General features: G+C 58.4%; 10 protein-coding genes. 7 read left to right on the top strand and 3 right to left on the bottom strand.

The annotated features are described in order from the left end of the window. Positions 1-9: 9 nt before the first annotated feature. A complete protein-coding gene (locus tag ACID345_RS26130) occupies positions 10-930 on the top strand; it encodes an alpha/beta hydrolase (protein ID WP_011525510.1) in 921 nt (306 codons plus the stop codon). Between the two features lie 4 nt (positions 931-934). Here ACID345_RS26130 and ACID345_RS24545 read toward each other — a convergent pair whose 3' ends face one another. Then, positions 935-2,356: a hypothetical protein gene (locus ACID345_RS24545; RefSeq protein WP_041856066.1), complete on the bottom strand. Its 1,422-nt coding sequence runs from the start codon at positions 2,354-2,356 to the stop codon at positions 935-937. On the opposite strand from ACID345_RS24545, the gene bcp reads away from it, so the two are divergent. From bcp to ACID345_RS24530, 3 genes are all read left to right on the top strand, one after another. After that, entirely contained in the window at positions 2,355-2,819 is a 465-nt protein-coding gene (gene bcp, locus ACID345_RS24540) for a thioredoxin-dependent thiol peroxidase (protein WP_083763831.1), read from the top strand. The two genes, ACID345_RS24545 and bcp, sit on opposite strands and share 2 nt — an antisense overlap. 9 nt (positions 2,820-2,828) lie before the next feature. Beyond that, positions 2,829-3,452, top strand: a complete 624-nt coding sequence (locus ACID345_RS24535; RefSeq protein ID WP_011525508.1) for a DNA-3-methyladenine glycosylase — start codon at positions 2,829-2,831, stop codon at positions 3,450-3,452. 348 nt (positions 3,453-3,800) lie between these two features. Then, entirely contained in the window at positions 3,801-6,791 is a 2,991-nt protein-coding gene (locus tag ACID345_RS24530; RefSeq protein WP_011525507.1) for a BACON domain-containing protein, read from the top strand. Between the two features lie 26 nt (positions 6,792-6,817). Here the strand turns inward: ACID345_RS24530 and ACID345_RS24525 are convergent, their stop codons facing one another. Beyond that, a complete protein-coding gene (locus ACID345_RS24525) occupies positions 6,818-8,632 on the bottom strand; it encodes an FG-GAP-like repeat-containing protein (protein ID WP_011525506.1) in 1,815 nt (604 codons plus the stop codon). Positions 8,633-8,741: 109 nt separating this feature from the next. Continuing rightward, entirely contained in the window at positions 8,742-9,356 is a 615-nt protein-coding gene (locus ACID345_RS26745; RefSeq protein ID WP_011525505.1) for a hypothetical protein, read from the bottom strand. A 297-nt stretch (positions 9,357-9,653) separates the two neighbouring features. Here ACID345_RS26745 and ACID345_RS24515 point away from each other — a divergent pair, with 297 nt between their 5' ends. From ACID345_RS24515 to ACID345_RS27150, 3 genes are all read left to right on the top strand, one after another. Continuing rightward, positions 9,654-10,397, top strand: a complete 744-nt coding sequence (locus ACID345_RS24515) for a class II aldolase/adducin family protein (protein ID WP_011525504.1) — start codon at positions 9,654-9,656, stop codon at positions 10,395-10,397. A 145-nt stretch (positions 10,398-10,542) separates the two neighbouring features. Further along, a complete protein-coding gene (locus tag ACID345_RS24510; protein ID WP_011525503.1) occupies positions 10,543-12,117 on the top strand; it encodes a malate synthase in 1,575 nt (524 codons plus the stop codon). Between the two features lie 69 nt (positions 12,118-12,186). Next, positions 12,187-12,342, top strand: coding sequence for a hypothetical protein (locus ACID345_RS27150; protein WP_187148908.1), 156 nt, complete (start codon positions 12,187-12,189; stop codon positions 12,340-12,342). Positions 12,343-12,355: the final 13 nt, after the last annotated feature.

Here is a 12,355-nt window from a genome sequence, read left to right as displayed (position 1 = left end):
GGTGCTCTCATGCGCAAGCTCCTCACTCGCGCCTCTGCCGCGTTGTTCTTCCTCTATCTTGTCGTGTCTATAAGCGGCGGCGTCTATCTCGCCGAGATCACCGTCCATCTCCCACGACGCCCGATCACGCACACGGAAATCGCTCGGCGCGTTGTCATGACCGAGTTCCACGCCGAGCTTCAGAACGTCTCGATTACCGCCAATGACGGCGCGATTCTCCGCGGCTGGTTCGTGGAGCCGGAACACGCCAACGGAAGTGCGGTGATTCTGCTGCATGGCGTTACCGACAACCGTGAAGGTATGGGCGGATTTGCCCGGTTGTTCCTCCATAACGGCTACTCGGTCCTGCTGCCCGACTCGCGCGCGCATGGCGTGAGCGGCGGCCAACTCGCGACCTACGGCGTGCTCGAACGTGACGACATCCATCGCTGGGTTTCGTGGCTTTACGACGAGCACAGGCCACGTTGCGTTTATGGAATGGGGGAATCGCTCGGTGCGGCGATTCTGGTGCAATCTCTCGCGGTTGAGCCGCGCTTCTGCGGTGCGATTGCGGAATCGCCGTTTGCCACCTTCCGCGATGGGGCTTACAGCAAGTTCTCCGAGATTTCTCACCTAGGGCTTTGGTTCGGGAAAACACTTGGCCGGCCAATGATCGAAACGGGCCTGCTCTACGCTCGACTGCGCTACAAGATCGATCTCACGCAGGCCGATCCGTCCTATGCAGTTGCGCATTCGTCCGTTCCGCTGTTGCTCATCCACGGCGGCGCGGACCGCAACATCTTCCCCGTGAACTCCGAAAAGCTGCATCGGATCGATACGTCGCATTCCGAGCTATGGGAAGTTCCAGGCGCCCTCCACACCGGCGCCTGGAGCCGCGACCCGCGCCAATTTGAATCGCGCGTGTTGCAATGGTGCGCGATGCACAACTAGAGCGTTACTCTCCGCTGGCGCCTTCGAACAATTTCGTCAGGTTGTAGGCGTCCACCCGGTACAAGACGAAGGCTTTGCTTACGTCGTTGTACTCTCGGAAGAGGAGGCTGCCGCGGCCGTAGCCTTCGGCATCCACGGCGTCAATCAGTTCGAGACGGCCATAGGCATCGAGGCGCGTGTTGTCGGTGATCTGCGAGAAGATCGCGCTGGCGTCACCATTGGAATCGGTGCGAGCAACCACCGTGAGGTAGTAGGTGACCGGCTTTGACGGAGCTGGCGCAGGCGCAGCTTTCACTCCAGGTCTTTTCTTCGCGGGGACTGAAGCTTCCGGGGTGTAGCTTGCGGTGAAGACGAATTCCGGATTGTTGTTGTAATCCACATCGAACGCACGAATATCGAAGTCGGTGAAGGTGAGGTTCGGCGGTAGTTTCACGCCACCGTGCCCCATCGCCCATTTTTCTAACAGCGGCCCGGCGATCTTCTGTACTTTCGCGGTCCACGGCGGCATGTCTTCCGGCTTCAGCTCGTACTTGTAGGGCCGGTACTCGCTCTTCTGCGGATCGGAGATGGCGATGTACTGCTCCACCACCGACGTGCCAGATTGCGGCGCGATCTTCTTCGGCGCAGCAGCTTGCGTCATGCCCGTCGGAATGCTGAGGGGCTTGTCATTGTCGGAGAGATTTGCGCCGGTTGTGTTCTTGCGCAGCGTGGGACGATCGGGATCGCTCTCGTTGGTATCGTGGGCGAGATTTTCGTCGACAGGAGCGGCCGAGCGCTTGGCGATAGTTGGCGTCGAACCGGAATCGCTGTTGTCGTCGGACTGTGCGGATTTTGATTTCTTCAGTGTCGGCCGATCAGCATCATTATCTTGCGTCGTTGTCGAAGCCGACGAGTCGTCGGATTGCGCAGTCTTCGATTTTTTCAGCGTCGGCCGGTCCGGATCGCCATCGCCATGGCTCGAGCCCGAATCCGAAGACGATGTGGAGGAAGAACCTGATTGCCCGTGTCGCTTCAGCACCGGGCGATCACCATCCCTACCCATATTTACTTCCACTTTCGCGGGCGAACTCGCGTATTCGCCTTTTTTCTTCTGCCACGTCCCCGCACTGATCCAATTGCCGTGGATTTGGCGAGGCTCTTCGGTGGTGAACCAGGCCAGGGGGATGTTGGTTTGGAGGATTTCGTAAACGGTGCCGGGCTCAGCGACCATCGGGATCGGGTTGGCCTGATATTGCGAGGCGTCGTAATAGCGGTCGTTGATCCAGATCGTCACCGGCACGAGGCGCGTGTTGCCCTGGGCGTCTTTTTCAAGGACGGAGATCGCGCGTGGTCCGGTGCGCGGCTTAGGCTTGCTTTGCGCCAAGGTCAAAACGCTGCAGCCGACGATGGCGCAGGCGGCCAACTTGCGGTAAAACTGATTCGCCATGAACATCAACGATAAAGCTCCATCCTTCACCCTGCCCGACGAGAACGGCGTCGAGACTTCGCTCGACCAGTTCAAGGGCAAACACGTGGTGCTGTTCTTCTACCCAAAAGCCGACACACCCGGTTGAACCATTGAAGCGTGCGGGTTCCGCGACGCATACAGCAAGCTTACTCGTGCCGGGTTAGTTGTGCTCGGCATCTCCGCTGACAAGCCTTCCGCGCAGAAGAAATTCAAAGACAAGTTCGACCTGCAGTACACCCTTCTAGCAGACGCCGACAAGAAAGTTGCCGGCCTCTTTGGCGTGATCAAAGAGAAGAACATGTATGGCAAGAAGGTGATGGGGATTGCGCGTACCACGTTCCTCATCGGCCCCGACGGCAAGATCGTGCACATCTTTGAAAACGTGAAGCCTGACGGCCACGCCGAAGAGGTACTCGCTTTCGCCAAGGGCAAAACCAAGTAATCTGTTGGGATGCCCCGGTCCTCGCTGGCGCAACTGGCGCCGTTGCCGCGCGCGTTCTTCAATCGCGATCCACGTATCGTTGGACGCGAATTGTTGGGAAAAGTCTTACTGCGCCGCGAGGGCCGGGCCATCCTGGCGGGCCGCATCGTGGAATGCGAAGCCTACCTTGGCGCCGACGACGCGGCTGCCCACTCCGCTGCGGGCAAAACAGCGCGCAACGCGGTGCTCTTCGGGCCTCCCGGATACGCCTACGTGTACTTCATCTACGGCAACCACTTTTGCCTGAACGTCTCGTGCCTGCCGGACGGCCAAGCGGGCGGGATACTCTTCCGGGCGCTGGAGCCAATCGCCGGCGTTGAGCGCATGGCAGCTAATCGCCAGCTGGAGCCCTCGCAGCTGCGGCTGATCGCCAGCGGCCCTGGACGGCTTGCCGAAGCCCTGGCCGTCACCCGCGACCGTGATAACGGCAAAGACATGGTCTCGCCAAAGAGCGACCTGCGGATCGTGGATGACGGTTTCGGGGCGGTCGAGGTGCGCGAGACCCCGCGGATCGGCATCACGAAATCGGCAGATTTGCCGCTGCGGTACATCGTTGCGGGGAGTCCGTTCGTCTCGGGAAAACGTTACTTATAAAGTAACCCCTACCCGCGGGGCATTCTTTGTTTTCAAGAATTTAGAGAGTGTTTTGCGCGCAAAATATTCGATCTAAAGGGGTTACAGGCAACATATTCAAAAATAAGGGGTTAGTGGTTCGAATGCGAACAGCAGATCCTTCGCTTCGCTCTGGATGACAAGGGTGATGGCGATTTCGGGCGGCAAAGTGAGCTGCCGCGACGAAATGACAGATCCAGACGAACGTCATTCCGCGAAATGGATCCGCCTCCGGCTTTGCGGTTTTCAAAGAGCAGATTGCCGTTCATGGGAATGCCCCACATGCGCAGAACAATTCAGCTTCTACTCTGAACTATCGGGCGGGCTCCGGTGCAAAGACTCTTTTCCTTCGCGGGCATACTTTCTTTTCTACTTATCCTGGCAAATTGCGGTGGTGGAAGCGGCAACACGCAACCTCCGGCGGGTGGCGGCGGTGGTGGCTCAACTCCGAGCTTCACAGTCTCCCTTTCCATTTCCACAGTGAACCTGACACCGGGCGGAGCGACACAGGATGTCACTGTCTCGGTGACGGGAAAGGGCGGCTACTCCGGATCGGTATCGGTTAGCGCTACCGGTCTTTCTTCCGGGGTGACTGTTTCGCCGACATCGGTGTCTGTTCAGACGGGAAGTAGTGGGAAGCTGACCTTCTCGGCCTCAGATTCAGCGACAGTCGGAGCGCAATCGGCAAACATTGAGGCAGTCGCAGGATCCGTCAAAGTTTCAAGTCCCGTGCAGATCAACGTGGCGAAGGCTGCACGTCCTGATCGATTCCACTCTGTAGGTGGAACTTTATGGCGCGGATTTTACGACGATACTCGAGGGTTACTCTTCGCAGCGAATCCAGGGTTGAGTGAAGTCGATGTGATATCCGGTTCTGATTTCACGATCAAAGCGAGAGTCTCGGTACCGCAGGCGTGGAGCGTTGACCAAATGGCGGACGGCAAGACGCTCGTTATCGGCACGGTTGCTCAAGAGTTCTTCACGCTGGACGAAGATACTCTCAAGGCGACGATTCATCTGCTGCCGACATTGCCGCGTATCTCCTATAGCTTGAATTGTCCATCCGTTGTGGCGATGGCCAATGGCATCGTCTTTCTGCTGACCCAGGAAATGGGAATCGCGGGAGGTGGCGCAGATGGCGCCGCTCACTTAATAAAGTGGGATTCAAAGAAGAACACGTATACGGAACTTGGCCCTCTGAACGGAGCTTCGAGTTGGTCCACGAAGAGCATGGTTCGAAGTGCGGACCGCAAATGGGCGGCTTTCGCGGTGGACAAGTTCTATTTGTATAGTTCGGACGATGACAGTATTACGTCAGTCGTGGATCTGGCGACGGTCAACCCGCCCGCCGATTCGTTTGGTGTTCGGGGTTACGCGCTGAACGCTGACGGAAGCAAGATTGCTGTCGCTTCCGCATCGCAAGTCACCTTCCTCGATCACTCATTCAATGTACTCGCGACAGTACCGTATTCATCCGCTTTTCAGGATTCAGGCACCACCGTGCGATTCACTGCGGACGGGAACCGCCTCATCATGCAGAATATTTTCCCGGTCTCGCTTGAGATGGTCGATGCGAACTCCTATACGGCGCTCGGATACCAACCTGCTTTCGGAGACAGAGCAGATGTTTACTCGACGATAATCGCGATCGACGGCGTCGGACGGGCCTTTGTCGGATTCGATGGCGGATACGAAGTAATCGATACAGCGCAGACACCGGTTCCAAATCCGACCGAAGCGGGCGCTACCTTGGACGGGCCGGAATGCCCCCTCCCGAACCCGCCCAATGCAGGCCTGAACGCGAGCCTGACATATTCCACGTTTAACAGCAGTCTTTTTGCCGGCTACTCCTTCTACTTCGCTGGAGCGGCCGGAACCGTGTCCGCAGACGGCACCCAAGTGACTGCGCCGGCGTCTTCCCAAGCAGGCCCGGTTGATGTGGAGTGCGTCGATTCGGCAGGGAGTTCCAGGACGCTGCCATTTGCATTCTCCTACGGGGCAAAGGCTGCTGCGGTGAGCGCAAACCTCTTATCTCCCGTGGGAGAACAATCTTTGTATGCGTTCGGTTTTGGTTTTTTCTCCGATGCATCCTCCGTTCCGGCGGTGTCGGTAGGCGGGCTAGCTGCCGCGAACGTTGAGCAGGTTTCGCTTTCGAAGGGCAGCTTACAAGGAGTTCGTCTGCAACCACCAACGCTCTCCGCTTCCACAACCGCGGATGTCACTGTGACAAGCGCGTACGGATCGAGCACGGTCAAGGGCGCGGTTTCATACATCCCATCCGCGCACGTGGTAGCGACGAGTGGAGTGTTGCAACTGCTCTTCGATTCGCATCGCAACTTGCTCTATGCCCTAAAGGCCTCCGAGATCGATGTCCTGGACCCGATCTCGCTGACGTGGAACACGCCGTTTGCGCTGCCGGCATTCGCTGGTTCTGCGAACTACGGATATATAGCGCTCAGTCCGGATGGAAGCCGATTAGTGGCTGTCGCCAGCGCAGGCTACGCCGCTGTCGTCAACCCTGACGACCCATCGAAAACCTTCTCGGTCTCGACGCCGAACCCTGGGTTCTCGTGGGGCAGGGTCGTGATAACCAAGGAGAACAAGGCCGTATTCGGCGGAAGGCCGCCTGTTGAAATCGATCTCGCAACATCAACCGGGAAAGTTATTCCAACTTATCTAGGGTGGCTGATCGCATCACCGCCGGACGGAAGTGTGATTTATGGCATTGACACCGGTGTCACCACAGGGCAGGCGTACCGAACTGACATCTCCACCTACAAAACGACGAGCACGCCGCAGTTTGGCGCTCAATTCTGGTCTGACTTGGCCGTCTCAGCGGACGGATCACATTTCGCTGGGATCCTCGCGGAATCAAATGGAGGCGACGTTATAGGGTTCTTTGAGTCGGGACTTCATCTCGTCAATTTCAATGAAGGTCCGCTGCTCAGCCCTGCAGACGATTCTCTCGTATTGGGCTCAGTATTTGGCCCTAAAGGAAACGTGCTGGTGGTCGCATTGGGAGACTCTATCGAATTCTGGGATACGCAGACCGGTACTCTGCGCGCCCGGCTTATGACGCCTGAAGAGTTGCAGACGGAATCGGGTTCAGCCAGTTTCGCCGCACCGCAGGTCGCCCTAGACTCGACGGGACAGACTATCTTCGCAGTGTCCGCGAGTGGTATCAGCGCAATGACTCTTCCGGTCCCGGTCGATGACCTCCCGGTTGCGGCATGGAACGGCCCGTTGCCGGCGCCTCAAGCTCCCGTGTCGGCGGTTTTGGGGCCTAGACACGGGAGCTACACAGTTCGTCGCAGCCGGTAAGGACACCGCACTGCGCTGCGGAGGGCCTAGGGTACGGTGACAGCGGTTGTCGCCGAAGTCGACTGACGGTAATTGGTGTCGCCAGCGAACGACGCTTTGATGTTGTGGGTGCCGGCGCCCGTGATGGTTACGCTGCTCGCGGTGACACTCGACGGATTGCCCCACCAGTCCAGCAGGACATTCAGCCGCTCGGGATGAGAGTTGTTCGATCCCTGATTAATCACGAGGATGTCGGGCTTGCCGTCGCCGTTGAGATCAACGATCGGGAGTTGAACCGGGTAGGCTCCGGTGGGCAGCGTGACGCCTGCACGGAATGAACCGTCTCCATTGCCGAGCCGTACTTCGATCGAGCCGTGATAGTCGGTGTGTCCGATCACGACGTCGGGGATGCCATCGAAGTTGAAGTCAGCGAGAGAAGCCGGAAAGACGGACGTTGTGTCAATGGCAACCGGGGTTTGGAACGAGCCGTCGCCATTTCCGAGTAAGGAATAAGCGCCGTAGTAGCCCGATGCAGACTGTGCCCCCGCGACGACCAAGTCTAGTTTCCCGTCGTGGTTCAGATCGGCAGTTGCAAACCTATACGAGTTCCCCAAAGCAACGGGTGATGCGGGTGCCTGGAAGGTTCCATCGCCATTGCCGAGCAGGACGCCGAGTTGCGTGTTGCCGAACGTTCCGTAGCCGACGACGAGATCGGTAATGCCATCGCCGTTGAAATCGGCGGTCGCGAATGACATTACAAGGCCCATCTCCGGGTGCTGGGTTGACGAAACGAAGGATCCGTCGCCATTTCCGATCAGGATCATGAAGCCGCTGGGAATGGGTGTACCGCTGGGGCCGAGTGGGAGCGCGAAGAGGTCGGGAATGCCGTCGCGATTGAAGTCAGCCGCGGCCAAGCCCCACGTCCCGCCGCCCGGAAGGGGGGTGGTAACAGGTGCCTGGAAGGTTCCATTGCCATTGCCGAAGAGGATTGAGTATCCACCGGAGACGCCAACCGTGGTGGCATATGCAAGGTCCGCATTTCCATCCGAATTGAAATCAGCGATAGCGAGAGCTTGGGGTTCGGGGATGAACGTCCCGGAAATTTTCGCTTGCGGCTGGAAGGTTCCGTCACCATTTCCGAGGAGGATGGAGAGCGTGCCTTCGCCGTTGTGCACGGCAACGTCGGGGATGCCGTCGTTGTTGAAGTCGGCGGTCATCGCGGACCATGGCATCGCGCCGACAAGAGGCTGGTCGGTCTGGCGAACTGTGAGTGTTCCCCCGGCACCGCCGCCTAACGGTGCAGTGGCTACGACCGCGTTGCCGTTGCTGGCATCAAGAAACGAGATCGAGCCTGTAGGTGCAGCCGGCAGCGCTGCGGCTTGTAAGCCCGTCAAAGTGACAGAGAGGTCAAACGTTCCAGGCTTTGCGCCAGCGACGGAATTGACGTGCGAGAGCGAGGCTCCTGTTTTCCACTTCTGCGAGAACGAAGCCGCGCTGGACTGCGAACTGAAGTAGAAGCGCGTGCCGACGAAGATTGCCTGCAGAGAATGCGCGCCATATCCGAAACGGGTTGCGAGCGATGCTTTGCCGGAGGACGTGAGCTGCGCGGTTCCCAGGAACGCATTTCCGCTGCAGGTAGCGTTGATGGATTTATCGCAGAACTTTACCAGCCCGGGAAAAACGGCCAAGGCGGAGGATTTCACTGTCGCCGTGAGCTTGATCGTGGAAGGTGCGGAGACGTAAGCCACCGGTGCCCCGGCGCTGGTTATGCTCAGAGTTGTGGTGGTGCTGCTGCCGACGGCGGCGAGAGCAACGCCAGTGAACGTGAGCAAAATGAAGAGTAGGCGACGGAATCGATCCAAGAATATCCTCCACGAAAGTAGCAGGATTGTACTTGGGATTCGCGGGCAATCACCACCTTTGTGGTGAAAAATTCGTGACACGACTCTTCTTCTACTCGCGGGGGACGAATCAATAGCGCTGCTGGTACAGGCTGGTGTTGAACCAATCGTAGCGGCCGCCCTTGGGGTCGAAGGTGGAGCGCAGCCGCTGGAGTGCTGAAGTGATACGCGACATCTCCTGCTGATTGCGGCCAATGATGCGCTGGTCAGCCTGCATGCCGGCCTGCGCGAGGGCGTTCTGCTCGCGCGCTTTTTGCGGATCGTATTGATCGTCGGCGTAGTACTGCGGGTAGTAGGGGATCGAGCCCTGCTGTGCGGATTGAATGCGGGCGACTTCTTCGCGCCTTGCGTTGTAGGCGGCGACTTGGCGGTCGTACCAATCGTGGACTGCGTTATCTATCTCGACCCGAGTATGAATTTCGATGTAGGCGCGATAGGCGGCTGCGATGGAGATGTCGTTGGCTTGCTCGTCCAGCGTGATGTCGGGGAACGGGCCAATTGGCTTCAGGTCTTCTTCGTTCAACGTCACTGTCGCGTGTTTCGTCGAGGCCGCGGCGCGATGCTGGCGTGCGAAGTCGCCCAGGCTGGGGTCCTTATCGGCCGATGGATCGGGGCCACAGACTGTCTGCGTCTGCGCTGCGAGTGGCAGGGCCAGCAGCAGCGGCAGAATTCTCAGCACGTTCATAACCTGTCCACGTAGGGTGGGTAGAAGTATGTCACGCGACAAAGCAAGCACTAACGAACTTTGGTAATCGCGAGCGGATTCCGTCGGGATCGCCGGACTTCCAATTGAGTTTCATTTTGGGACTGAGCCACCAGGTTTCGGCGACAAAAATATTGCAGAATTGCTGCGAGGCGGTGACGACGAAGAATCAATCAGTTACGAAGTTCTGCAACTGTTGTCACTGAATGTCTATTCATTTTTTTCTTTTCTTCACCGAAAAAGTTGTTATGATCGTCAGCCTCCGAGGGGTTAGGAAGCGTGTCCGAAAATCCAAAGTTCGATATCTGTTGCGCGGCGCGTGCGTTGTATCGCGCCGGCCTGAGCGTGGCCAACGCCGGGCACATCAGCGTGGCAGTAGGCGAAGACCGTATGCTGGTCAACCGCTTCGGACCGTCGTTTGCGACCCTGATGCCGATCGACATTCTTACCTGCGACTTCAACGGGAAGATCGTTGACGGCGAAGGCTGGGTGAACGACACGATCTTGTTACACGGAGTGATCCACCGCCACGTTCCCGACGTGGTGGCGCTGGTGCATACCCATCCTCCGGCGACCGTGACCTATAGCGCGTTTCGCAAAGTGCCGGAGATTTACGACCAGGAGAGCTGCATTCTTGCGGGCGATATCGCCATTGTTGAAGAGGACTACCAGGGATTGGCGTCCACCGAAGCGCGCGTGAAGCCGATGGCGGATGCGCTGCGCGACCATCGCGCGATCATTTTGCCGAACCACGGGGCGATTACGCGCGGGCCGAATGTGCAACTGGCGGCCGTCGCCATGATGCTGCTCGAGGGCATGGTGCAGCGGAATTTGACGGTGGCCGCGGCAGCGCGGGCACTGGGCAGTGAACCGAAACCGATTGCGATGGAAGCGGCACTGACCGCCAAACGCGAAATAGCCAAGATTCCGTTTTTGCAGCCGCTCTGGGTGGATTTACTAACGCGGCTTCGCGCGACGGATAAAGACCTGTTTGAAGCGTTTGCTGCGTCAAAGAGCGCATAGCAACAGACTTAGTCACAACTGAAGTTTCAAGAAGAAGGGCAGCCTTCTGGGGAACAGTGTTCCCGCAGGACAACCGGGAAACAGAGCAGGGCATCTGTATTGCTCTCGCCGCGACCGGATGGCCGCTGTTTTTCGAAGAGGAAATATGGTTACCACGGCGAATTTACCAACCGCAGTCGGGTTCCAGCTGAACACCGCACCGGCGGGCTTCAATCCGAAGCGCGACCTCGCGCCCGGGCTCTACGAATTCCTCGAAACATTGCATCACGAGTTCACGCCACGACAGCAAAAGTTGGTGGCGAAGCGTAAACGCGTGTTGGAAGCGTCGCATCGGGCCGAGCTGCCGGAACATATGCAGCCCTCGGAGGCCACGCAGGGTAACTGGCGCATCGAGTTGCCGAAGTGGTGCGAAGACCAGCGCAACCAGATGACCGGTCCGGCGGACGAAGCGGAGCTCGTAGGGAAGATGTTGAACTCCGGCGCGCCCGGGGTGATGCTCGATCTGGAAGACTCCACCGTCAATCAATGGGACCACCAGCAGCTCGGCATGAAGAACGTGCTGAGCGCGCTGCACGGCGAGCTCACGTACTACGACCAGAAGCGTGGCAAGGAAGTCGCGATCAAAGAGAGCAACGTCGTCATCTGGACGCGCGCTCGTGGCATGCATTTGAACCAGGCAGGCGTAATGCCGGAGGTGATGTCGGCCTCGCTGTTCGACGTCGGTTCGCTGGCGTACCAGGTGGATACGAGCAAGGTGAAGCACAACCTTTGTATCTACATTCCGAAGAGCGAGAGCGCGGAAGAAGCGCTATGGTGGCGCGATCTGTTCGAGAAGATCGAGGACCTGCGCGGCTGGCCGAAGGGCTACATCAAGTGCATGGCGCTGGTGGAGTCGCATCCGCTGGCGTACCAGATGGAAGAATTTCTCTACAACCTGCGAGATCACATTCTCGGGTTGAATCTCGGCCGCTGGGATTACATGGCGAGCCTGATTCACTTCAATCTGGAGGATCCGGAGTTTGTGCTGCCGGACCGCAACGCGATTCCGCACGATGTGCTGTTCTTCCAGAATTTGCGCGAGCTGATTCCGGAAATTTGCCACAAGCGCGGAGCGCTGGCGATCGGCGGGATGACCGCGTTGTATCCGAGCCGCGAAGACGCGGAGTTGAATGCGCGCGCTCTGGACGTGCTCGCCAAAGACAAGAAGAACGAAGCCAACAGCCTGATGGACGGCGCGTGGACAGGGCATCCCGATCAGAATCAGATCGCGGTGGACCAGTTTCCGAAGCCGAACCAACTGCACGCACGGCGCGCGAACGCCCAGCGGTATCCGGATTTGCGTCCGGCGCCGAAGGGCGTAGGAAAGCGCACGCTCAATGGCACGCGCGCTGCGGTACGCACCGTGATTCGCTATCGCAATGGCGTGCTGAACGGCAAAGGCGCAAGCCTGCTGGATGGCTACATGGAAGATCTGGCGACGGACCGCATCTATCGCCTGATGATTGCGCAACGGAGGAAACATTCGACTGTCGTTCCGATTACTGACGACGACGGCCACTCCGTTGAGCACACTGCTGAACTCGTTACCCGGCTCTTCGATGAGGAGTTGGAAAAACTAATCGCGAAGCCAGGAAAAGACCTGGGCTCGCCCGAAACCTTCCGCGAAGCAAGACGGATCGCGGAAGCCATGGTGAAGAACGGCGAGTTCGATCCGTTCTAGGCCAAGTTTTAAAAGCTGTTGGAACACCCCTCCGTTCGACCCTTTTGGTGCGGATTTGGACGGGGTACCGTGACGAACTTTGCGACCGACGATCGGCGAAAGGTTCCCGCGGTGGCTTACGGCACGACGAAGACCGGCGCGCCGAGAGCCTTGAAGCGTGTATCCGCTGTGGTGGAACGCGACTTCGCAAAAACCCGAACGCAGTGCGTGTTCGTCGAGGCCTAACCGGGCAGGCGGG

The sequence above is a fragment of the Candidatus Koribacter versatilis Ellin345 genome (genome assembly GCF_000014005.1).
GTDB classification, from domain to species: domain Bacteria; phylum Acidobacteriota; class Terriglobia; order Terriglobales; family Acidobacteriaceae; genus Korobacter; species Korobacter versatilis_A.
This window is presented reverse-complemented; position numbering and strand designations above follow the sequence as displayed.